Annotated in this window: 16 protein-coding genes; 4 read left to right on the top strand and 12 right to left on the bottom strand. The window is 75.7% G+C overall.

Translation table 11 applies throughout. The annotated features are described in order from the left end of the window. Positions 1 to 57: 57 nt before the first annotated feature. Genes KPF22_RS16055 through KPF22_RS16045 form a run of 3 tightly spaced genes read left to right on the top strand, consistent with a single transcriptional unit; the run spans position 58 to position 2,866 of the window. The gene (locus KPF22_RS16055) at positions 58 to 1,053 is read left to right on the top strand and encodes an iron ABC transporter permease (protein WP_224402540.1); all 996 of its coding nucleotides are present in this window, start codon (positions 58 to 60) and stop codon (positions 1,051 to 1,053) included. After that, complete coding sequence (locus KPF22_RS16050) at positions 1,050 to 1,817, top strand: ABC transporter ATP-binding protein (RefSeq protein WP_208824039.1); 768 nt, start codon at positions 1,050 to 1,052, stop codon at positions 1,815 to 1,817. The genes KPF22_RS16055 and KPF22_RS16050 overlap by 4 nt, the downstream gene beginning before the upstream one ends. Continuing rightward, positions 1,814 to 2,866 (top strand): ABC transporter substrate-binding protein, encoded by a 1,053-nt coding sequence (locus KPF22_RS16045; protein WP_224402539.1) that lies wholly within the window; start codon positions 1,814 to 1,816, stop codon positions 2,864 to 2,866. The genes KPF22_RS16050 and KPF22_RS16045 overlap by 4 nt, the downstream gene beginning before the upstream one ends. A gap of 54 nt (positions 2,867 to 2,920) precedes the next feature. Here the strand turns inward: KPF22_RS16045 and KPF22_RS16040 are convergent, their stop codons facing one another. From KPF22_RS16040 to KPF22_RS16030, 3 genes are all read right to left on the bottom strand, one after another. Beyond that, entirely contained in the window at positions 2,921 to 3,682 is a 762-nt protein-coding gene (locus KPF22_RS16040; RefSeq protein ID WP_224402538.1) for an SDR family NAD(P)-dependent oxidoreductase, read from the bottom strand. Between the two features lie 19 nt (positions 3,683 to 3,701). Next, on the bottom strand, positions 3,702 to 4,517 hold the full coding sequence (locus tag KPF22_RS16035; RefSeq protein ID WP_374107507.1) for an iron-siderophore ABC transporter substrate-binding protein: 816 nt from the start codon (positions 4,515 to 4,517) through the stop codon (positions 3,702 to 3,704). A 273-nt stretch (positions 4,518 to 4,790) separates the two neighbouring features. Further along, the gene (locus KPF22_RS16030) at positions 4,791 to 5,549 is read right to left on the bottom strand and encodes a class I SAM-dependent methyltransferase (RefSeq protein WP_208824033.1); all 759 of its coding nucleotides are present in this window, start codon (positions 5,547 to 5,549) and stop codon (positions 4,791 to 4,793) included. Positions 5,550 to 5,715: 166 nt separating this feature from the next. On the opposite strand from KPF22_RS16030, the gene fabG reads away from it, so the two are divergent. Further along, positions 5,716 to 6,474: a 3-oxoacyl-ACP reductase FabG gene (fabG, locus tag KPF22_RS16025; protein WP_178373846.1), complete on the top strand. Its 759-nt coding sequence runs from the start codon at positions 5,716 to 5,718 to the stop codon at positions 6,472 to 6,474. Between the two features lie 65 nt (positions 6,475 to 6,539). On the opposite strand, the gene KPF22_RS16020 is transcribed toward fabG, so the two are convergent. The 9 genes from KPF22_RS16020 to KPF22_RS15980 all read right to left on the bottom strand — a co-directional run bounded on the left by KPF22_RS16020 (position 6,540) and on the right by KPF22_RS15980 (position 22,707). Further along, positions 6,540 to 7,991 carry a hypothetical protein gene (locus KPF22_RS16020; RefSeq protein ID WP_208824031.1) on the bottom strand — a complete coding sequence of 484 codons (1,452 nt, stop codon included), beginning with the start codon at positions 7,989 to 7,991 and terminating at the stop codon, positions 6,540 to 6,542. A 185-nt stretch (positions 7,992 to 8,176) separates the two neighbouring features. Further along, the gene (gene cydC, locus KPF22_RS16015; protein WP_224402537.1) at positions 8,177 to 9,883 is read right to left on the bottom strand and encodes a thiol reductant ABC exporter subunit CydC; all 1,707 of its coding nucleotides are present in this window, start codon (positions 9,881 to 9,883) and stop codon (positions 8,177 to 8,179) included. Continuing rightward, the gene (gene cydD, locus KPF22_RS16010) at positions 9,880 to 11,652 is read right to left on the bottom strand and encodes a thiol reductant ABC exporter subunit CydD (protein ID WP_224402536.1); all 1,773 of its coding nucleotides are present in this window, start codon (positions 11,650 to 11,652) and stop codon (positions 9,880 to 9,882) included. The genes cydC and cydD overlap by 4 nt, the downstream gene beginning before the upstream one ends. A gap of 5 nt (positions 11,653 to 11,657) precedes the next feature. Then, positions 11,658 to 12,722 carry a cytochrome d ubiquinol oxidase subunit II gene (cydB, locus tag KPF22_RS16005; protein ID WP_224402535.1) on the bottom strand — a complete coding sequence of 355 codons (1,065 nt, stop codon included), beginning with the start codon at positions 12,720 to 12,722 and terminating at the stop codon, positions 11,658 to 11,660. 16 nt (positions 12,723 to 12,738) lie between these two features. Further along, positions 12,739 to 14,226, bottom strand: a complete 1,488-nt coding sequence (locus KPF22_RS16000) for a cytochrome ubiquinol oxidase subunit I (protein WP_224402534.1) — start codon at positions 14,224 to 14,226, stop codon at positions 12,739 to 12,741. Between the two features lie 110 nt (positions 14,227 to 14,336). After that, a complete protein-coding gene (locus tag KPF22_RS15995; RefSeq protein WP_224402533.1) occupies positions 14,337 to 15,788 on the bottom strand; it encodes a M1 family aminopeptidase in 1,452 nt (483 codons plus the stop codon). A 57-nt stretch (positions 15,789 to 15,845) separates the two neighbouring features. Further along, positions 15,846 to 17,441 carry a heparan-alpha-glucosaminide N-acetyltransferase domain-containing protein gene (locus tag KPF22_RS15990; protein WP_305080333.1) on the bottom strand — a complete coding sequence of 532 codons (1,596 nt, stop codon included), beginning with the start codon at positions 17,439 to 17,441 and terminating at the stop codon, positions 15,846 to 15,848. After that, complete coding sequence (locus tag KPF22_RS15985) at positions 17,438 to 18,139, bottom strand: BPL-N domain-containing protein (protein ID WP_224402532.1); 702 nt, start codon at positions 18,137 to 18,139, stop codon at positions 17,438 to 17,440. Before KPF22_RS15985 ends, KPF22_RS15990 begins: the two co-directional genes overlap by 4 nt. Beyond that, positions 18,136 to 22,707 carry a Pls/PosA family non-ribosomal peptide synthetase gene (locus KPF22_RS15980; protein WP_224402957.1) on the bottom strand — a complete coding sequence of 1,524 codons (4,572 nt, stop codon included), beginning with the start codon at positions 22,705 to 22,707 and terminating at the stop codon, positions 18,136 to 18,138. The genes KPF22_RS15985 and KPF22_RS15980 overlap by 4 nt, the downstream gene beginning before the upstream one ends. Between the last annotated feature and the right edge of the window lie 195 nt (positions 22,708 to 22,902).

Raw genomic sequence — 22,902 nt, 5'->3', positions numbered from 1 at the left:
GCCTCCACATGATGAACTGTGCAGGTGTGGGAACGACGGGCGGTGCGGTCCGCGACGGTGACCGCGGCACTCGCCGTACTGCTGGCGGTCGCGCTCGTGGGCTCGCTCGCGTTCGGCGCCGAGGTCCTCCCCGTCGCGAAGGTCGTCGACGCGGTGCTGCACGACCGGCCCGGCCCCGTCTCGACGATCGTCCGGGACCTGCGGATGCCGCGCTCGCTGCTCGCCGCGATCGTCGGCGCGGGCCTCGCGCTCGCCGGCGCCGGGGTGCAGACCCTCGTGCGCAACCCGCTCGCCGACCCCTACCTGCTCGGGGTGTCCTCCGGCGCGAGCGTCGGCGCCACGGCCGTCATCACCACCGGGGTGCTGGGTGCGCTCGGCACCTGGGCGCTGTTCACCGGCGCACTCCTCGGGGCCCTCGCGGCCGGAGCGCTGGTCGGGGCGATCGCCGTCGCCCAGGGCGGGCTCACCCCGATCCGGCTGATCCTCACCGGCACCGTGCTCGGCTCGGCGTTCTCGGCGACGGCGAGCTACCTGGTGTTCCGCTCCGGCGACCCGGCCGCCGCCCAGTCCGTGCTGTTCTGGCTGCTGGGGAGCCTGTCCGGGGCGCAGTGGGGCCGGGTCGCGGTGCCCGCGGTGACGGTGGCGCTCCTGCTGGTGCTGCTCGTGGCGTTCAGTGGCTGGCTCGACGCGCTCACCGCCGGGCCCGACACCGCGGCCGCACTCGGCGTGCCGGTGACCGCCGCCCGGACCGCGCTGTTCACCGTGTGCGCGGTCGCGGTCGGCGTGCTCGTCGCGGTGTCCGGGGCGATCGGCTTTGTCGGCCTGGTCGTGCCGCACCTGGCCCGGCTGCTCGTCGGGTCCCGGCACCGGGTGCTGCTCCCGGTGACCGCGCTGGGCGGCGCGCTGTTCCTGCTCGTCGTCGACGTCGCCGCCCGGATCGCGGTGCGGCCCACCGAGATGCCGCTGAGCGTGGTCACCGGGCTGATCGGCGCCCCGGTGTTCCTGATCCTGATGGGCCGCCGCCGCTACCGGACCGCCGGGAGCCTGGCGTGAGCCTGCGTGCCGAGGGGCTCACCTGCGTACTGGGCGGCCGCACCGTCCTGACCGGGGTCGACCTCGCCGTCGAGCCGGGGGAGGTGCTCGGCGTCGTCGGGCCCAACGGCAGCGGCAAGTCCACCCTGCTGCGCGCCCTCGCGGGGATCCGCGGGCCCGCCGCGGGGCGCGTACTGCTCGACGGCACCCCGCTGACCGCGCTGCGGGCCCGGCAGCGGGCCCGGCGGATCGCGTTCGTCGGCCAGGAGGAGGACCTGCCGCCCGACCTGTGCGCCGGGGAGGTCGTCGCGCTCGGTCTGGTGCCGCACCGGCCGCCGTGGGCGGGCGGCGACGCGGTCGAGCGGGCCGCGGTCACCGCGGCGCTGGCCGCGGTCGAGCTCGACGGGCTCGCCGACCGCCCGGTCGACCGGCTCTCCGGCGGTGAACGGCGCCGGGTGCTGCTCGCCCGCGGCCTCGCCCAGGACGCCGGTGTCCTGCTGCTGGACGAGCCCACCAACCACCTCGACGTCCGGCACGCACTGGGCCTGCTGGAGCTGGTCCGGTCGCTGCGCCGGACCGTGGTGGTGAGCCTGCACGACCTCGACCTGGCCGACCGCTGGTGCGACCGCCTCGTCGTCCTGCACGACGGCCGGGCCCTCCCGGCCGTGTCCGACCTCGACCCCGACACCGTCTCTCGGGTCTTCGGGGTCGCCGCCGCCCGTGTCACGCATCCGGTGACCGGGCGGTCCCGCCTCGTGTTCGACTCGCTCAGGGAGAGCTCGTGACCCGTCCGCCACGCCTGTCCGCCGTCCTCGCCGCGGGGGTGGTCGCCCTCGCCGCCTGCTCGGCGCCCGCCCCGGCACCCGCCGCAGCCGGTGGCCCCGCCGGCACGGTCACCGTGCAGAACTGCGGTGTCCCCGCGCAGTTCCCGGCGCCGGCGCAGCGCCTGTTCGTCAACGACGGCAACATGATCTCGATGGTCCTGGCGCTCGGCGCCCAGGACCGGGTCACCGCGGTGTCGAGCATGCAGCGCGACGCCGACACGCTGCGCCGCCACTACGGTGCCGCCGTCGACGGCCTGGCGCAGGCCGCGCCGGAGTACCCGACGCTGGAGACCGTCCTGGCCCGCGACCCCGACGTGATGGTCGCCGGCTGGAACTACGGCTACGGCGAGGAGAAGAACCTCACCCCGGCCCGCCTGCGGGAGCAGGGCATCGCCCCGTACGTGCTGACCGAGTCCTGCCGCCAGGCCGACGGGCAGAGCGCCCGCGGCATCGTCGATCCCTGGACGGCGCTGCGCGACGACCTGCACAACCTCGGCACCATCACCGGGCACACCGCCGACGCCGACCGTGTCGTCGCCGACCTCGACACCCGGCTCGACGCGCTGGGGAGGGCGCCGGAGGCCGCGACACCGCCGACGGTGTTCCTGTTCGACAGCGGCACCGACACGCCCTTCTCCAGCGGCCGGTTCGGCGCCCCGCAGGCGATCATGGAGGCGGCCGGGGCGCGCAACGCGCTCTCCGACGTCGACGACACCTGGACCACGGTCTCGTGGGAGCGGGTCGCGACGGCGCAGCCCGCCGCGTTCCTGTTCGTCGACTACCCGCCGCAGACCTTCGCCGAGAAGGTCGCGGTCCTCAGGAGCCGTCCCGACACCCGCGACCTGCCCGCGGTGAGGGAGAACCGGTTCCTGAACCTGCCCTACGCCCTGTGGACCTCGGGCCCGCTCAACGTCGACGCCGCCGAGCAGGTCCGGGCGGCGCTGGAGCGCTGGAACCTGGTGCCCGCCTCCGGCCTGACCCCGGAGTCCGACGACGTGCCCCGCAGCTGAGCGCGGAGGTCCCGGGGGCACGCCGTACGGCGCCCCCGGGACCGGACCGGCCGGTCAGGTGATCGTGATGCCGCCGTCGACGGCCCAGGTCTGGCCGGTGACGTAGCCACCGGCGTCGGAGGCGAGGAACAGCACGGCCGCCGTCAGCTCCTCCGGGTCGCCCTTGCGGCCCATCGGGATCCGCTCGGTCATCCGCTCCAGGTAGCCGTCCTGGTACTGGTCGGTCATCTCCGAGGCGAAGAACCCGGGCGCGACCGCGTTGACCCGGATGCCCCGGCGTCCGGTCCACTGCTGGGCCAGGTCCCGGGTCAGGCCGACGATCGCCGCCTTGGACGCGGAGTAGGCCGCCTGCGGCAGCGACGCGGTGGTGAGCCCGAGGATCGAGGAGATGTTGACGATGCTCGACCCGGGCGCCATGTGGGCGGCGCAGGCCTGCGCCATCCAGTAGGAGCCGTTGAGATTCACGTCGACGACGCCGGTGAACTGCTCCGGGGTCTCCTTCAGGGCGGGCACCGCGGTGCCGACGCCGGCGTTGTTCACCAGCACGTCGAGCCGGCCGAACTCGTCGACGGCGGCCTGCGCCAGCGCCCGGCAGTCCTCCGGTTCCGCCACGTCGGTGGCGACGGCCACCGCCCGCCGCCCGGCCGCCTCGACCAGCGCCACGGTGTCGGCCAGCTTCTCGGCCCGCCGCGCCCCCAGCACGAGGTCCGCGCCGGCCTCGGCGAGGCCCTCGGCGAAGGCCACGCCGAGGCCCGACGAGGCACCGGTGACGACGGCGACCCTGCCGTCCAGTCGGAATCGCTCCATCACGCTCACGGGGCGACCCTAACCCGGATCAGCCACCGAGCCTCTGCGCGAGCTGCGGGACGAGCCGCTCCAGGGCGAACGGCGCGGACAGGACGGAGTTGTAGGTCATCGCGCCGCGGGTGTCGGCGTCGGGGACGACCATGTCGCCGCGGGCCACGACCGGGACCTGGCGCAGGACCGGGTCGGAGTCGACCTGCTGCTTCGCGGCGCCCTCGTCGGCCAGCATCACCAGGACGTCGCCGTCGAGCAGGCCGGCCTGCTCGGAGGAGACCTCGACGTAGAAGCTCTGCCGGTCGTCGCGCTCGGCGATGGCCGGTGGCTGCGCGAAGCCGAGACCGGTCATGAACTGGCCACGGGCGTCGGCGGCGGTGAAGGCGCCGTACGTACCGTCGAAGGGCAGCACCGTCGCCCCGACCTTCCCGCGGAACTGCGGGTGCGCGGTGACGGCGTCGGCGAACGCGGCGTCGGCGGTCCGGACCAGCTCCTCACCGCGAGCGGTCTCCCCCAGCGCGGTCGCGACGGCGCGCATCTGGTCGGTGCGGCTCACCCCGAACGCGATGGAGCCCGCGGGACGGGCGACCACCGGCGCGATCGCGGTCAGCCGGTCGTAGGCGGCCTGGTCGATGCCCGAGGACAGCGCGATGATCACGTCCGGGCGCAGCGCGGCGATCCGTTCCAGGTTCGGCTCGGGCTCGGTGAGCACCTGCGGTGCCTCGCCCTGCACGAGCCCGCGTGCCCACGGGCCCAGCCCGCCGGTCTCCTGGTAGAAGGTGTAGGAGGCGACCGCGACCGGGGTCACACCCAGGGCGAGGACGGGGTCGGCGTCGGTGACGCCGAGGGCGATGACCCGCTGTGGGCGGGCGGGGATCTCCGCGGCGCCGAAGGCGTTGTCGATGCGGACGGGGAACGCGCCGTCGGCGGTGGACGGGGCGGCCGTCGGGCCGGGACCGCCGGACGTACAGGCGGTGAGCAGGCCCACGAGGGCCAGCAGGGGGATCAGTCGTCGAAGCACATCGGGACAATAACCGAGGCTAACCTAACCCGGAATGTCCGGAAGGTCTCGCGGCGGCGCGTTCGCACCGGCCGACACGTCGCGGACCGGTGCGAACGCGCGGGGTCAGCCGCGCGGGCGGCGCTTGCGGGCCACGACGGCCCGGTAGAGCAGCGGGTCGCGGCTGGTCGCGAGCCGGTGCCGGTAGACGGTCGCCCCGAGCTCCTCGAGCTCGCCGGACGCCAGCAGCGAGGAGATGAGGCCGGCGAACCCGGAGGTGTCGCCGTCGCTCAGGAAGTCGTCCCGCAGGGTGATCGCGACGAAGCCGTCGACCGCGACCATGTCGAACGCGGCGCGGAACGCCGCGGGCGGGATGTCGCCGAAGCCGAGCGCCGCGACGCAGGTCAGGGCGTCGAAACCGCCCGCGGCGATGTTCGCGGTGGTCTCGTCGTCCAGGTCGGTGAGGTCCACGACGTGGTAGTCGTCGTAGACCCCCGGGCGGTCCCGCTCGGCGGCCTCGCGGGCCTCGGGGAGGATGTCGATCCCCACCACCTTGCCGACGCCGCGGGCGCGCAGCTCCTCGGCGACGATGCCGTTGCCGGCGCCGACGTCGAGCACCCGCAGTCCGGACGGGTCGACGCCGACGGCGTCGAGCTGCTCGGCCAGCGCACCGGCCACCACGGCCGGGGACTGGCACTGCAGGATGTCGTAGAACAGCTTCTCGTAGAGGCCCGGGATCTTGAAGAGCTCGTCGTAGTCGTGGAAGCGGTACTCGGTCCACCCCTGCCCGAGGTCCAGCACGCAGTACTCCGCGTCCTGCTCGAACGAGGTCGTGGGTTCCGGCAGAGCAAGCCGGTAGGTCGGTTCGGAACGCTCGACGGCCATGAAAATCCTTCCTGGTCGGGAACGGACACCTCGACGCTAGTGCACCCGACGCCTCCGATCGGGGGTGAGCGATGTCGCACGGGCCGCGATGTGACTCTGCGGTAGGTGGTGACACGATCGGCGGCGGGAGACACCCGGAGATCACCGTCGATCAGCGAGGAGAGACATGACCCAGCAGCAGAGGACCGCCGTCGTGACCGGTGGAGCCCGCGGCATCGGGGCCGCCACCGCGATCCGGCTCGCCGCCGACGGGCACAAGGTCGCGGTGCTGGACCTGGAGGAGTCGGCCGCGAAGGCCACCGTCGAGGCCATCGAGTCCGCCGGCGGGACCGCGGCCGCGTTCGGTGCGAACGTCGCCGACGAGCAGGCCGTCGCCGCGGCCGTCGACGCGGTCACCGAGCGCCTCGGCGCCCCGACGGTGCTGATCAACAACGCCGGTATCACCAAGGACAACCTGCTGTTCAAGATGACCGTCGACGACTGGGACGCGGTCATGGGCGTGCACCTGCGCGGTGCGTTCCTGATGACCCGCGCGGTGCAGAAGCACATGGTCGACGCCGCCTGGGGCCGGGTCGTGAACCTCTCCTCGACCTCGGCGCTGGGCAACCGCGGCCAGGCGAACTACTCCGCGGCGAAGGCCGGCATGCAGGGCTTCACCAAGACCCTCGCGATCGAGCTCGGCAAGTTCGGCGTCACCGCGAACTGCATCGCCCCCGGCTTCATCGCCTCGGAGATGACCAAGGCGACCGCCGAGCGCATCGGCGTGGACTGGGAGGAGTTCAAGGCCGCCCGGGCCAAGGAGATCCCGGTGCAGCGTCCCGGCGCGCCCGAGGACATCGCGCAGACCGTGTCGTTCTTCGTCGACGAGCGCTCGTCGTTCGTCAGCGGCCAGGTCATCTACGTGGCCGGTGGTCCGAAGGCCTGACCCCGCCACGACGGACGGGCCGGCTCCGCTGCTGCGGTGCCGGCCCGTCCGTCGTCGTGGGTGGGTCAGGAACTGCTGGTCATCGGCACGATCGCCCAGCCGGGGATGTCGTCCTGGCCGGAGACCGGCACGGCGTCCGCGGAGAAGTTCACGAGCAGCACCGAGCCGTCCGCCGCGCGGAAACCACCCAGCGACGAGCCGTCGGTCGCCCGGCCCAGCTCGACGGTGCCCTCACGGAGCCTGGGCACCAGCCAGCGCCACGCCTCGGTCAGCGGGGTCGGCTGGCCGCCGGCCTCGTCGGTCGCGGGGGTCCACAGCGAGGAGTACTCGAGCGAGTTGCTGCCCTCGGGTCCCCACAGCAGCGAGCCCTGGGTGCCGGAGCGGGCCATCGCCTGCAGGGCGGCGATCGTCGAGACCGCGCTGGCGGGGGAGGCGAAGCCGGCCTGGGCGTCCGCGGGGACGTTGGCGTAGAACTCGGCCCACCAGATCGGGAGCTGCGTCCGCTCCTGGATCCAGCGGTCGATCACCGAGAACTTCTCGGCGCCGACGTCGACCGGGGAGATCGCGTCCTGCTGGCCGCGGTTGGTGGTGGAGCCGTCGACGACGATGAAGTCCGCCCCGACGTTGTTCTTCAGCCAGTAGTCCAGGACGTCCAGCGGCCGCTGGTCGAGCGCGCCCCAGGGGCCGCGGATGTCCGAGGCGTCGCCCGAGTCGACCGGGACGCTGCTCATCACCACGTACGGGCCCCCGACCTGGACGTCGGGCCGGACGGACTTCACGGCCTGGTAGACCTGGTTGTAGAAGTTCGTGTAGCCCTCGTAGTCCCAGCGGTTCTCGGCCTGGTTGTAGAAGCCCTTGAGCTCGTTCCACACCAGGACGCGGTCGACCTGCGGGTAGCGCTGCACGGCCTCCTTGGCCAGGTTGGCGAAGTCGGCGAAGTGCTCGGGCAGCGGCGCCTTCTCGAGCCGGTCCCAGCGGGTGTCGCCGCTGTCGCGCGGCGCGCCCTTCATCCAGTCCGGGGAGCAGCACAGCGTCAGCATCGCCTTGCCGCCGGTCTCCTCGGTGAGCTGCATCCGGCGGTCCAGCGAGCCCCACTCGAACTCACCGGGCCGGGGCTCGGGGTTCAGCGTGCCGAAGCCCATGAGGTGGTGGTTCTGGTACTCCTGCCCGAGGCTCGACAGGATGTCGACGCCGCGCTGGCGGGCCTGCGCGGGCTCGGTGTCGTCGAGGCTGTCCTGGGTGTGGGTGACCCCGATCTCCATCGGGCCCGGCTGCTTGTCCCAGCGCCAGCCGTTCAGGTCGACGGCCTTCGCGGAGGCCTCCAGCGCCGACGACGGCACGGTGTCACCGGTGGTGGTGTCGCCGCCGGTCCCCGAGGTGCAGGCGGCGAGGGCCAGGACCCCCGCGAGCAGCAGGGCCAGGGCCGGGGTCCGGCGCAGGCCGGGCCGGAACCGGGGGGTCCGCGACGGGGACCTCGGTCCGGACGTCGTCGGGGAGGGACGGCGTGACGCTCGCACGGGGTGGTGACCTCACGTTCTGACCGGACGCGGCGCCGGGCGGATGCCGTGGCGCGCGCGGGCTCGTACTGACTCCTGCACTCCTGCGCGGGACGGTGTCCCGGCGAGGTGCTCCCAGCGTGTCAGGGGCCTCCTGTGACCTGACTGAGAGAACCTCGCGAACGCCCGGAGCCGGCCGGGGCCCGCTATCGGACGTTCGGAGCAGAGTAGGGCCGCGGTTCGCGAGGGCCGCACGCAGCCCCGCTGCGCAGCCGAACCATCTTGTCGCGCAGCGTGTACACCCGGTCGGCCCGCGGCAGCACCGCCGGGTCGTGGGTGATGACCAGCACGGCCCGGCCGGCCGCGGCGGCGAGCAGGTCGTCGAGGACGGCGTCGCGGGTGTCCGGGTCGAGGTGCGCGGTGGGCTCGTCGAGCACCAGCACCGCCGGGTCGACGAGCAGTGCGCGGGCCAGCGCGAGCCGCCGGCGCATCCCGCCCGAGAGCCGCGCGCCGTGCGCGCCGACCTCGTCGTCGAGGGCCAGGCCGGCGAGCCCGACCCGGCGCAGGACGTCGGTGAGGTGGGCGTCGTCGGCGTCGGGGGCGGCCAGGCGCAGGTTCTCCCGGACCGTCGAGTCGAACACGTGCGGGTCGGCGGGTACCCCGGAGACCACCGCACGGACCTCGTCGGGCGGGCGCAGGGCCAGGTCGTGCCCGTCGAGCCGGACCGACCCCGCCCGCGGGTCGAGGAACCGGAACAGCACCGCGGCCAGCGTCGACTTGCCCGACCCGCTGGCACCGACCAGCGCCACGACCTCCCCGCGTCCGACGTCGAGGTCCACCCCGTGCAGGACGGTGCGGCCGCGCCCGCCCGGTCCCGGCCCGGGCCAGGCGGCGGTGAGCCCGCGGACCTGCAGGTCACCGCGGCGCGGCAGCGGCCCCGGCCCCGGGTCGCGGTGCACGACGGCGGGTGCGGCGTCGAGCACCGGCACCAGCCGGGCCAGCCCGGCGCGGACCGCGGCGAGCCGCGCCGCGGCGGCCGGGAGCGGCGCCACGATCTCGAACGCGGCCAGCGCGGTCAGCACCAGCACGGCCAGCGGGACCGCGCCCAGGGCGCCGGCGTCGACGGCGGCGACGCCCAGCAGCAGCGTCCCGGCCAGGGTGAGCCCGGCGACCAGGGCGCCGGACCCCGCGCCGAGGCCGAGCAGCGCGGCGTCGCGGCGGGCGGTGCGGGTCAGCTCGGCGTCGGCATGGGCGACCGCGTCGACGGCGCGGCCGGTCGCGCCGTGGGCCAGCAGCTCCGGGCCCCCGTCGAGCAGGTCGACGAGGGCGGTGGCGAGCCGGTCCCGTGCGACGCCGGCGCGCTCGGCGGGCCGCCGCGACAGCGCCGCGGCCAGCGCGGGCACCGCGACCCCGGCGAGCAGCAGCCCGGCGGCGAGCAGCGCCCCGCCGGGGACGTACAGCGCGGTGGCGAGCAGCACCGCACCGGACCCGGCGACCCCGGCCGCGACGACCGGCAGCACCCCGCGCACCACCAGGTCCTGCACCGAGTCGGTGTCGCCGACCAGCCGGGCGACCAGCTCGCCGGACCGGAACCGGCGCACCGGCTCGGTGGCGGCGAGCCGGGCGTAGACGCGGCCGCGCATGTCCGACAGCGCGCGCAGCGCGGCGTCGTGCCCGACCAGCCGCTCGGCGTAGCGGGCCACGCCCCGTCCGACGCCGAGGGCACGGGTCAGCACGACGGCGACCGACAGCGCCGTCACCGACGGGTGCTGGGCGGCGGTGGCGAGCAGCCAGGCGGCCAGCGACAGCAGCCCGGCGCCGCAGGCGGTGGCGAGCGCGCCGAGCAGCGCCCCGCCGACGACGCCGCGCAGCCGGGGTGCCAGCACGCTGCGGGCGAGCGACCAGGGGGTCATCGCGGGCCTCCGGCGGGTGTGGTCGCGACCGGGGTGATCGTGACGGTGCGGTCGGTGTGCTCGGCCCAGCCCGCGTCGTGCGCGACGACGACCGCGGTGCGTCCGCGGAGCAGCTCGGCGGCCGCGGTGCGGACCGCGTCGGCGGAGTCGGGGTCGAGGTGCGCGGTCGGCTCGTCGAGCAGGACCAGCGGGGCGTCGCGCAGGAACGCCCTGGCCAGCGCGACCCGCTGCCGCTCGCCCGACGACAGCTGCGCGCCGCCCTCGCCGAGCACGGTGTCCCAGCCGTGCGGCAGCCGGGCGACGACGGCGTCGAGCCCGGCCCGGCGTGCGGCCGCCCGCACGGCGTCGTCGGTGACGCCCGCGTGGTCCCGCCCGGCGCCGAGCCGGACGTTGGCGGCGACGGTGTCGGCGAACAGGTGCGGCTGCTGCGGCACCCAGGTCACCCCGCGGCGCCAGGCGTCGAGGTCCAGGTCCGCGAGGTCGGCGCCGGTGCCGTCGCGGCCGTGCACGGTGACGGTGCCGCCGGTCGGGGCGACCATGCCGAGCAGCACGCCGAGCAGGGTGGACTTCCCGGCCCCGGACGGGCCGCGCAGCAGCACCGTCTCCCCGGGGGCGAGGTCCAGCGACAGCCCGGCGACGGCGTCGGCGTCCGCGCCGGGGTAGCGCACCCGCAGCCCGTCGACGGTCAGGCCGCGGCCCGCCGGGTCGGCCGCCGGCACCGGTGCGGTCCCGCCGGGCGCGCCGCCGGCCGGACGGTCCAGCTCGGCGAACACCTGCCGGGCCGCGGCGACGCCCTCCATGCTGGCGTGGAACCGGGCACCGACCTCGCGCAGCGGCAGGTAGGCCTCCGGGGCCAGGACCAGCACGAACAGCGCGGTGGCGTAGTCGAGGTCCCCGTAGAGCAGCCGCAGCCCGACCTCGACCGCGACCAGGGCGACGGCGAGCGTCGCGAGGACCTCCAGCACGAACGCGGAGAGGAACGCGACCCGCAGGGTGCCGGTCATGGCGTGCCGGTGGGCGTCGGTCGTCTCCCGGACCTTGCCCGCGACGACCTGCGCACGGCGGAACAGCGCGAGCGTCGGCAGCCCCTGCACGACGTCGAGGAAGTGCCCGCCGAGACGGGACAGCAGCCGCCACTGGCGGTCGGTGCGGGCCCGGGTGTGCATCCCGACCAGGGCCATGAACAGCGGGATCAGCGGCAGCGTGACCGCGATGACGACCGCGGAGATCCAGTCCGCGTCGGCGACGACGACCAGCACCGCGACCGGGACCAGCACCGCGAGCACCAGCTGGGGCAGGTAGCGGGCGAAGTAGTCGTCGAGGGCGTCGAGGCCGCGGGTGGCCAGGGTGACGATCTCACCCGAGGACCGCCGCGGGTCCGGTGCGGCGAGCGCGAGCCGGCGCACGAGCTGCATCCTCAGCTGGGACTTGGCGCGGGCGGCGCTGCGCAGCGCCGCGGACTCCGCGCCGTAGGACAGCAACGCCCGCGCCACCGCGACGACGGCGACGCCCCCGACGAGCCAGGCCAGGGTGTCGAGCCCGGCGCCCGGCCCGGTGCGTGCGCCGTCGAGGCCGAACGACGGCGTCGCCCCGGCCACCACCCGCGACACCAGCCAGGCCTGGGCGAGGATCAGCCCGGTCGCGGCGACCCCGCAGACCGCGGCGACGGCCAGGTGCACCCGGACCGCGCTCGCCGTGCGCAGCAGCCGGGGGTCGACCGGCGGGCCGCCCGCGGGCGGCGCCCCGGCGGTGGCGGACGGGGTGGACACGGTCGTCATCGTGGGGCCGGTACCGCGGTGTCACCGGTGTCGGAGGTCCCGGCCGGGGCGACCCGCGCCCCGCCGAGGCGGCGGCGGAACACCCAGTAGCTCCAGGACTGGTAGCCGAGCACCAGCGGCAGGAACACGGCCGCGATCCAGGACATGACGCCGAGCGTGTACGGCGCGGACGCCGCGTTCGCGACGGTCAGGGTGTGCGCGGGGTCGGTCGTCGAGGGCAGCAGTGTCGGGTACAGCTGGCCGAACAGCACGACCGACAGCCCGCCGATCGCGAGCGCGGTGGCGGTGAACGCCCACCCCTCGCGGCCGGCCAGCAGCGCCACCCCGGCCGCGGCGAGGGCCGCGCCGGAGACCCAGGCGACCGTGGTGGTCCAGGACGGCTCGCGCAGCGCGAGCGTCGCGACCAGGAACGCGACGGTCACCAGCAGCACCGGGGCCACCGCGCGCAGCGCGAACCGCCGCGCCCGGTACCGCACCGGCCCGTCGGTCTTCAGTGCCAGGAACACCGCGCCGTGCAGCAGGAACAGCGCCGTGGTGACGACGCCGCCGAGCAGCGCGTAGCCGTTCAGCAGGTCCCCGAGCGACGCGGTGACCACGGTGTTCTGCCCGCTGCCCGGGGCGCTGAGCACGGTGGGCAGGCCACGGACCAGGTTCGCGAGGACCATGCCCCACACGAACGCCGGCACCAGCGACCCGAGACCGATCAGCAGGTCCCAGCGGGCCTTCCACGGCGCGTCGGAGCGCTTGTGCCGGTACTCCAGCCCGACCCCGCGCACGATCAGGCCCAGCAGGACCAGCAGCACCGGGAGGTAGAGGCCCGACAGCATGGCGGCGTACCAGGCGGGGAACGCGGCGAACATCGCGCCGACGGCGGCGATCAGCCACACCTCGTTGCCGTCCCACACCGGGCCGATCGCGCCGAGGGCGGCCTCGCGGTCGTCCTCGGCGTCACGGCCCAGGACGCGGACCAGCATCCCGACGCCGAAGTCGAACCCCTCGAGCACCAGGTAGCCGGTCCACAGCACGGCCACGGCCAGGAACCAGATCGTGGGCAGGTCCATCGTCGTCCCTCCGGGGTCAGTAGCTGAACGCCGCGGGGCGGCGCTCGGCGTCGGTGTCGGCGTCGTCGGCGGGGCCGGGCGGGGCCGCGGGGGCGGCGGGTCCGGCGGCGACGTAGCGGAACAGCAGCCGCACCTCGACGACGGCGAGGATCCCGTAGAGCGCGGTGAACGCGGCCAGGGAGAACGCGACCTGGCCCAGGCTCACGCCGGGGGACACGCTCTGCGCGGTGAGCAGCTCGCCGTGCACCGTCCAGGGCTGGCGGCCCATCTCGGTCAGCACCCAGCCGGCGATGTTCCCCGCCAGCGCCGCGGGCAGCGCGGCGACCACACCCCAGTAGGCCCACCGCGACAGCCGCCCGGCCGGAGCCGGTGTGCCGTCGCGGGTGAAGCCGGGCAGCCGGCCGCCGCGGGTCAGCCAGAGCCCGGCCGTCGCGACCGCGACCCCGGCCAGGCCGAGGCCCATCATCAGCCGGAACGCCCAGTAGAGGACGGCGATGTTGGGCCGGTAGTCCCCGGGCCCGTAGAGCGCCTCGTACTGCGCCTGCACGTTCTCGATGCCCTGCACCGGACCCCACGGGCTGCCGGTGGCCAGGAAGCTCAGGACACCGGGGATCTGCACGTTGACGTGGTTGCGGCTGCCCTGGACGTCGCCGACGGCGAACAGCGAGAACCCGGCCGACTCCTCGGTCTGCCACAGCGCCTCGGCCGAGGCGAGCTTCATCGGCTCGTAGGTGGCGGCCAGCTTCGCCTGGTGGTCACCGGAGGCGATGACCAGCACCCCGGCCACGAGGGTGACGAGGAACCCGGTGCGCAGGGTCTTCCGGAACAGCGTGTGCTCGCTCGGGTGCGGCGCCCGGTCGCCGGGCCGGCTCCAGCGTTCGCGCATCAGCTTCCAGGAGCTCACCGCGGCGACGAACAGCCCCGCGATCAGGAACGCCGCGGCGACGACGTGGATGTAGGTCGACCAGGCCTGCGGGTTGGTCAGCACGGCGCCGATGTCGGTGAGCCGGGCCCGGCCGGTGGCGCGGTCGACCTCGTAGCCGACCGGGTTCCGCATCCACGCGTTCGCCGCGAGGATGAAGTACGCCGAGAGGTTGGACCCGATCGCCGCGGCCCAGATGCAGGCCAGGTGCACGCCCTTCCGCAGCCGGTCCCATCCGAAGATCCACAGCCCGATGAAGGTGGACTCCAGGAAGAAGGCGATGAGCGCCTCCATCGCCAGCGGTGCGCCGAACACGTCGCCGACGAAGGTGGAGTAGGCGCTCCAGTTCATCCCGAACTGGAACTCCTGCACGATCCCGGTGACCACGCCCATCGCGAAGTTGATCAGGAACAGCTTCCCGAAGAACATCGTGGCGCGCAGGTACTCCTCCCGGCCCGTGCGGAACCAGGCGGTCTGCAGCGACGCGACGATCACCGACAGGCCGATGGTCAGCGGCACGAACAGGAAGTGGTAGATCGTGGTGATCCCGAACTGCCAGCGGGCCAGGTCGAGCGCGTCCATCCGGACCTCCCGAGCGAAGTTCTACGTCCAGTAGTAGTTCTACCGTAAGTAGAAGGTCGGTGGGGGACCGGGCGCGGTGGCCCTGGACACGCGGGTCGCCGCGGAGGCGCTCAGCCGCCGGTGCGCGGGTCGAAGGCGCCGTGGCGGCGCAGCACGTCGAGCACCTGCGGCAGGTCGGCGAAGGCCCGTTCGACGTCGGCCGGGGCGGCGACGCGGTGTGCGTTCGCCTCGACGTAGGCGCGGACCGCGGCGTCGAACCGCTGCGCGCCGACGGCGTCGCGACCCGCGAACAGCGCCGCGGCACCCTGGTCGTAGACGCCGTCGACGAGGTCGGTGAACCCGCCGCGGGAGTCCCAGAACGACATGGGGGCGCCGATCGGGCCCGCGACGTCGCCGGGCCCGAAGCTGCCGATCCGGTACAGGTCGCGCTGGTCGGCCACCAGGGCCTGGGCCCAGGTCGTGAACGCCTCGTCCAGCCACGGGTCGCGGGCCTGGTCGTTGCCGACCAGCGCGTAGAACCAGGAGTGGGCGATCTCGTGCGCGGCCAGGGACGGGCGGGTGGCGTCGTCGACGTCGCCGAACTGCAGGTGGGTCGGGAACTCGACGCCGTCGCTCTGGGTGGGCACGACCGTCAGCCAGAGGTCCGGGTACGGGTAGGGCCCCAGGAGCCGTTCCAGGGCGGGGAGGAACCGCGCGACCTCGCCCTGCCAGTCCTGCGCGGAGCCGCGGAGCTCACCGCCGCGCCGGGCGCCGGCGCGGCCCGCGGTGGGCAGCGCGACGTGCACCCTCGTGGCGCCGACCGTGGACCCGGTGACCTCGTAGGCGCCGACGGCGACCGCCACGTCGCGGACCGCGTCGGCGGCGAAGGTGCGGGTGAGCCGCCCGCCGCCGGCGTCGCGGGTGCCGGTGGCCGTCCCGACCCCGACGACCTGCTGGTCCGCCGCCGCGGTGACGGCGAGCGAGGCGAGCCGGTAGTCCTCGGCGACGACGGTCTCGCCGGACATCCGCACGGCGGGGGTGCGGACCCAGCCGCGGCCGCGGACCCAGTCCAGCACCGGCAGCGGGCTGCCGAGCCAGGCGGTGCCCGCCGACGGGGAGTACCCGATGCGTTCGGTGGAGTCCTCGCCGAGGGTGAGGGCGAACCCGAGCTGCGCGGTGACGGTGGTGCCCGCGTCGACGCAGGACGGCAGCGGCAGCTCGACGAGCGTGCCGGGTGCGCCGTCCGGGGCGCCCGCCTGCTCGGTGCGCGGGGTGACCGGGGTGCCGTCGACGCTCGCGTCGGTGACCCGGGACGAGCCGCCGTCGGAGACGACGGTCGGCCGGTTGGTCCAGAGCCGGAAGACCAGCTCGCAGATCCGGGCGTCGGGGGTGAAGCGGACGGTCTGGCGACCGGTGGCCGAGGACAGGTCCGGGGCGAGGTCCAGCGACGCGTCGACGACCGGGCGCTGCGGCCACGGGGCCGCCCGCTCGACCTGCGGCACACCGGCCGCGCAGCCCCCCAGCACGGCCAGGACGACGGCGACGCCGACGAGGGCCCGGCGCCGCCGGGTCAGGTCGATCATGACGGCGAGGTTATCCGTGGTGCCCGCGGGCGGCGACCGGCGTGCGGCGCCGCCCGGCTACGCCACCCGATCGCGGGCCCGGCCGCGGAGCCGGTCCCGGACGGCGTGCGCGGGCGCCGACACGGCGGTCTCCAGGGGGCCGCGCCCGACCGCGCGCCGCCAGGCCAGCCCGATCCCGACCGCGACGGTGACCTGCCACAGGTAGCCCTCCCAGGGGCCCAGGTCGTCGAGCGGGGAGTTCATGAACAGGATCGAGCCGACGTAGAGGGTCAGCGTCATCGACCCGGCGGCGGCGAGCGGGCGCAGCAGGTGCCCCAGCAGCGGCCCGGCGCCGCGGGCGGTGACCGAGGCCAGGAGCAGGACCGCGCCGAGCACGGCGAGCGCGGACCCGGTGGTCTGGACGACGTCGAGCGGCGTGCCCGAGTGCGGCGCGACGGTCGCGAGCCACCACCACGTCGAGGTGGGGGTGACGCCGTCGGGGTAGCCGGTGACGGCGTCGGCGATCGTCGGCGCGCTGTCGAGGATCCCCGGCGGGCTCACCGCGGCGATCGCGGCGTACCCGCCGCCCGGGCCGAGCAGCCACATCGACAGCCCGGTGGCCGCCGTCGCCGCGACGACGCCGCCGGCCAGCAGCGCCGCCGCCGTGCGCCGGTCCGAGAGCCGCAGCCGTCCGACCAGGATCCCGACCGCCATGTAGGCGAGCCAGACCACCGCCGGGTAGGCGCCGGTCAGGGTCAGCTCCGACAGCAGCGCGCCGGGGTCGGTGACGAGGTCGAGCACCGAGGGGTTGCCGAGGTCGGGCACCGGCAGGAACGGGCGCACCAGGTGCGAGAGGACCGGCACCCCGAGGCACAGCAGCACCGCGAGCGGCGCGAGTACCCGGGTCGGCAGCGGGACCAGCGGTATCGCGAGCAGGAACGCGATCGCGTAGTAGGGGAGGATGAGCGCCGCGATCGACGGGTCGGTCCAGCTCAGGGCCAGTGCCAGCACCATGAGGACACCGGCGCGGGTGGCGAGCATCGCCGCCGTGGCGCGCAGGTCGGGGCCGGTGCGGACCCGGGCGCGCCCGGTCATGAACGCGAACGAGACCCCGGCGAGGACGGCGAACAGCGCCGCGGAGCGGCCGCCGAACACGAGGTAGCTGGCCGTGGGGGTGCCGTCGTCGGTGGCCTCGACGAGGGCGTGCACGGCGATGATGCCGAGCAGCGCGACCCCGCGGGTGGCGTCGACGCCGAGCAGGCGCGAGGCGCGCTCGCGGGGCGGCGCGGGCTCCGGCGCGGCCGGGGGAGCCGGGTCCGGGGCGGGCGTGGCCCGGGTGGTGGCCGGCAGCACGGTGGTGGTCTCCGTGGTGTCCGGTGGTGCGGACGCGGTGCGCAGGGTCCGCGCGGGTACCGACGGGGCAGGCGGGGGACCCGCGGTGCGGGGGGCCGGTACGACGACGGTCCTCCCGGGCGCGGTGCCGGGCGGAGGGGACGGCCGGCGCGGCCGGCTCGCGGTCCGGGTGGCGGCGTCCGGCCGTCCCTCCGGGGCGCGGTGGGTGCCGGTCCGCCGGGGCGTGCCCGGTACGGGGACGAGGGCGGGCACCGGTGGCCGGGGCGGCGCGGGGCGGTCGGCGCCGCGGCGGTGGCTGCCGGGCGGCTGCGGTCGGGTCATGTCAGAACCTCGTCGATCAGCTGGTGCCCGAGGTCGCGGGCGTCGGCCGGGTGCAGCCCGGCATCGGCGAACCAGTCGGGTCCGGCCTCGGGATGCGGGCCGACGACGCCGACCCGGCCGTGCCCGAACGAGGTCACGGCGGCGGCGACGAGCCCGTCGGGGTAGCGGGCGAGGACGGTGCCGGAGTCGAGCAGGAAGTGCGGGCCGTCCTGGAAGAACAGGGTGCGGTCGCGGCCGCGCCAGTCGAGCCGGACCAGGGCGTCGCCGTCGTGGCCGACGGTGGCGCCGGGGGAGTCGATCCAGCGGTCGGTGTCGCCGGGCAGCAGGCCGAACCCGGGGGTGGCCCCGGCCAGGTAGCCGCCCAGGCAGAACCCGACGTAGCGGCCGCCGTCGCCGACCCAGTCGCGCAGCGGGCCGGCCGCGGGTCGCATCGTGCGCCATGCCGCGGACAGGGTGCCGCCGCCGGGCTGGGCGTAGAGCGTCGCGCGGGCGAGGGTGTCCGCGGTGAGCGGGAGCCGTTCGCGCGGGCCGGTGTAGTGCACGTCGAACCGGTGCCGCGAGGACGCCAGCAGCGCCGCCACCGACTCGGCGCACCCCGTCGGGCGCGACGCCGGTCCGCGGTAGACCAGCGCCACCGGGCGGTCGCCACCGGAGGGGGCCGGGCCGCGGCCGCCGAGCAGCCGCCCGAACAGGCTCACCGCGGGCCCGGCCCGGAGCGGACGGGACGGTGGTCGCGCGGCTGCGGCACCGCAGGCGTGGCCGTCCCCGGTCCCGGCCGGGGCGGCACGGCGGGGAGGGCCGGTGCGGTGGGTCCCGCGGAGCGGGCCGCGGGGACCGGGACGCGTGCGGCAGCGCCTGCTCCGGTGGTCGGTCCGCGTTCCGCGGAACGCGGACCGCGGTCCGGCCCGCCCTCGCCCGCGCCGGCACGGTCGTCGGCGCCCGCGGCGGCGCGGCGGTGCCGCGCACGGGGCGTGCTGCCCGGCCCGGCGGGGGCACGGCGGCTGTGCCCGGCGCCGGCGGGCCCGGTCCCGGGGGCCCCGGCCGAGCCGGCGGCCCCCGCGCGGTGCCGGCCGGTGCTGCCGCGGCGCGGGGCCTGGCGCCCGGCCAGGACCGAGCGCATCAGCAGCGTGCGGCCCGGGTCGTCGGCCCCCTGCACCCGGGTGAGGACCATCGTGCGCTCCGGGTCGACGGCCGCGATCCGCACGGTCCCGGCCACGGTCTCCGGCGCCGCGGCGGGCGGCACGGCGGGCGGCACGGCCGGTGCCGCGTCGGCGGGCGCGGCGTCGGGCACCGCGCGGGCGGTGATGCCCCGGTACCGGGAGCCGGGCGGCAGGTGCTCGCCCTTCATCACCAGTGACAGCGGGTCGAGCCGCGCCCCGGCGCCGACCACGGCGTCGTAGAGCACGATCGCCCGGTCCCCGACCGACGCACCGTCCGCGACCGACACCGTCGACATCTTCATGACCCGGTCCTCGAACAGGTGGGTCTGCAGCGACACGTCCCGCCCGACGACGGCGTCGTCCCCGATCTCCACCAGGTCGTACTCGGTGAGGTAGGTCGTCGACACGCAGGTCCGGCGCCCGATCCGGGCGCCGAGCAGCCGCAGCATCGGCGGCAGCAAGGGGGTCCCGGACAGCATGCTCAGCAGCCCGGGCACCGCGGAGGCCTCGTAGAGCCCGGTGACGAACTCCGAGCGGCGCACGAACCGGCTCCACAGCGGTTCGGTCCGCGGCCGGTAGGTGCCCACGACCAGCCACTTCACCGCTGCGACCAGCAGGACCAGCGCGAGCGCCGAGGCGAGCGCCAGCACCGGTGCCGCGAGCACGACCTGCCACGCGGCGCCGGTGCGGGCCACGTCGGACAGCCCCTGCAGGAACAGGTAGATCGACACCGAGATCGCCGAGGCGGGCAGCGTGGCCCGCAGGAACTCGATGCCGAGCCGCTCGGCGACGCGGCGCCGCGAGGGCGCGAACGTCAGCGACTCCGGGTGGTCCCCGGAGTCCTGGCGCACCGGCAGGTGCATCGCCGGGGACCCCAGCCAGGTGGTGTCGCGCGGCACGCCCGACGCCGGGGGCACCGTCGCGACGCCGATCAGCGACTCGTCGCCGAGCGTCGACCCGGCCGGGACGACGGCGGCGTTCCCGACGAACGCGCGTCGCCCCACCAGCGTCGGACGGCGGACCATCCAGCCGTTGTGGAACGTCGCGCTGCCCACGCTCGCCATGTCCGCGACGAAGCTGCCCTGGGAGATCGTCAGCATCTCCGGGTCGATGTGCGAGGCGGTGGACACCTCCGCGCCGCGCCCGATCCGGGCGCCGAGCAGCCGCAGCCAGCCGACCGTGTAGAGCGTCGAGTACAGCGAGTTGGTGTAGGTCAGGCTCATCTCGAGGAGCTTGTCGCCGAACCACTTGCGCAGCCCCAGCGCGGAGCGCGCCGGGAAGACCCCGGGCCCGGTGCGGGGCGCGACGGCCCACCGGCCGACGGCCACCAGCACGCACACCGTCACCACGAACACCGGCCCGACCAGGGCGGCGACGAGCAGGGCGGGGCCGTCGCCGAACAGCAGCAGCGACGACCACACCAGCAGCACCGCCGGGACCAGCGCCAGCAGCGACACGAGCTCCAGCGCGACGATCCCGGCCAGCGCGGCCGCCCGCTGCGGCCGCGTCCAGGACGGCGCCGGGCCGCGTTCGGTCAGCTCGGCGACCGCGGCGTCGGCGGCGTCGGGCACCGCGGGGGACCCGGCCCAGTGCTCGGCGGGCGGCACCACCTGGTCCGCGGCGAGCGCGGACTGCTCCCCGACGACGGCGTCCGCACCGACCACCGCACCCGGTTCGACGACCGCGCTGGCACCGACGTGGGCGCCCTCGCCGACCGCGATCGGGGCGACGGTCACCCAGCCGTCGGCCAGCGTCCAGGGCCGCAGCGCGGCGCCGTAGCCGACGGTGGCGCCGTCGCCGATCCGCAGCAGCGCGGGCATCGACACCACCGAGGTGCCCAGGTGCACGTCGCGACCCACGGTGGCGCCGAGCATCCGCAGGTAGGCGGGGGCCAGCGGGCCGCCGGACAGCACCGGCAGCGGCGACATCGACAGCAGCAGGTCCGCGGCCCACAGGCGCAGGTGCACCCGTCCCCACATGGGGTACCGGCCGGGTGCGACCCGGGCGGTGAGCGCGCGCACCGCGAGCGGGGCGAGCAGCCAGCGCTGCAGCAGGAAGATCGCGGTGGCGCCGAGGGCGAGCTGGGCCAGCACGTCCGGGGCGACCCGGCCGCCGTGCCAGGCGTACACACCGGCCGCGGGCAGGGTCATGACCAGCATCAGCACGAACAACGCGGCGCCCTGCGCGGTCCCGGCGGTCGAGTAGCGGCGCCGGGAGTGGCGCAGCGGCTCCGGGCGCGGCGGCGGGGGCACGGAGCCGTCGCCGCCGTCGTCCGACGCGTCGGGGTCCAGTGCCGCGGCCAGGCCGCGGACCGTCGGGTGCTCGTACAGGTCGCGGACCGCGGGGGAGCGGCCGACGCCGCGCTCGCGCAGCAGGGTCACCAGCCGGGCGGCGAGCAGCGAGTGCCCGCCGAGCTCGTCGAAGAAGTCGGCGGTGACCGAGACCTGGCCGGCGTCGAGCGCCAGCACCTCGGCGAGCACCGCCCGGACCGCGGTCTCCAGCTCCGTCGAGGGCTCGACGTGCGGGCCGTGGGCCACCACGATCCGCGGCCCGGACGGGGCAGGCAGCCGCGGCCGGTCGACCTTGCCGCTGGGCATCATCGGCAGCGTGTCGAGCACCTCGACGTAGCCCGGCACCATGTACTCGGGCAGCCGGGTCCGCAGCAGCTCGTGCAGCGCCGCCCGGTCCACCGGCCCACCCGGCCCGGTGGCCGGGACGACGTAGACGGTCAGCTCCTCGCCCGTGCCGTCGTCGGTCCTCGCGACCGCGGCCACGGCGCTCCCCACGTCGGCGTGCTCCAGCGCGACGGTCTCGATCTCGCCGAGGTCGACGCGGTGCCCGCGGATCTTGACCTCGTCGTCGGCGCGGCCCAGGTAGACGATCTCGCCGTGGTCGTCGAACCGGGCGAGGTCACCGGTGCGGTAGAGCCGCCCGTCGCCGTTCGCGGGCGCCGCGGGGTGGTGGACGAACCGGTCGGCGGTCTTCTCCGGCAGGTTGACGTAGCCGATGCCGACCCCGGGGCCGCCGATGCAGAGCTCGCCGACCTCACCGCGGGGGACCTCGCGCAGGGTGTCGTCGAGGATCACCGCGGAGTAGGTGGGTACCGGACGCCCGATCGTGACCGGCTTCCCCGGGTGCAGCTCGCCCCAGGTGCAGGTCACGGTGGTCTCGGTGGGGCCGTAGGTGTTGAGCATCCGCCGCCCGGGGCGCGCCCAGCGCTCCACCAGGCCCGCCGGGCAGGCCTCGCCGCCGACGAGCAGGGTGCGCAGCGCGGGCAGCTCCCGCGGGATCGTCGCCAGCAGGGTCGGCACGCAGCACAGCACGGTGACGCCGGTGGCGGCGAGGAAGTCGCCCAGCTCCGCGCCGATCCGGCGCGAGTCCGTCGGCCCGACGACGAGCGTCGCCCCGGCCGCGAAGGTCGGCCAGATCTCCTCGATCGAGAAGTCGAAGGAGATCGTCATGCCCTGGTGGACGCGGTCGTGCGGGCGGATGTCGTAGACGCGGGTGATGACGTGCACGAAGTTGCAGATGCTCGGGTGGGCGATCGCGACGCCCTTGGGGCGCCCGCTGGAGCCCGAGGTGTAGATGATGTAGGCAAGCGGCGCCGGGTCCGGGTCCGGGGCGACCGGGGCGAGCGGGTGACGGGGGAGCGCGGCGACGGCGTCGACGCAGGTGTCGAGCAGCACCAGCCCGGGCGTGGGCAGCTCGCCCGCCAGGTCCGTGGTGGTGACCAGCAGGTCCAGCCCGGCGTCCTCGCGGATGTAGCCGACCCGGTCCACCGGGGCCGCCGGGTCGATCGGGACGAACGCGGCGCCGGTCTTGCCGATCGCCAGCAGTACCGCGTAGGTCCGCCAGGTCCGGTGCAGCAGGATCCCGACGCGCCGGCCCGGGCCCGCGCCGAGCCCGGCCAGGTGGCGGGCGAGCTGGTTGGCGCGCGCGTCCAGCTCGGCGTAGGTCAGCTCCAGGCCGCCGTCCTGCAGCGCGACCGCCCGCGGGGTCCGGGCGACCGTGGCCTCGAAGAACCGGTGCAGGCGGTCCGGGTGTCGCGCGGGCGCACCGGCCGGGGCCGGGCGCACCACGGCGACCCCCGCGCGGGGCGGGGACATCGTCACGTGCCGTCATCTCCCTACACGGCGACGGAACGCTTCCTCCGGTCCGGCGGGGGAGCACCCTGTGGGTTCAGGGGTACGGACCGGTGAGGCCGCCGTGGTCCCCCGTGACATCGCCACGGGGGCGGGGGCCCGTTACGGCGAGCGAGTAAGCGATAGGTGCTCAGTTCTACGGAGTGTGGCCACTCACAG

The sequence above is a fragment of the Pseudonocardia sp. ICBG1034 genome (genome assembly GCF_020131375.1).
In the GTDB taxonomy this organism is placed as follows: Bacteria; Actinomycetota; Actinomycetes; order Mycobacteriales; family Pseudonocardiaceae; genus Pseudonocardia; species Pseudonocardia alni.
Note: the sequence above shows the minus strand (reverse complement) of the source record. Positions and strands in the feature narration are given on the sequence as shown.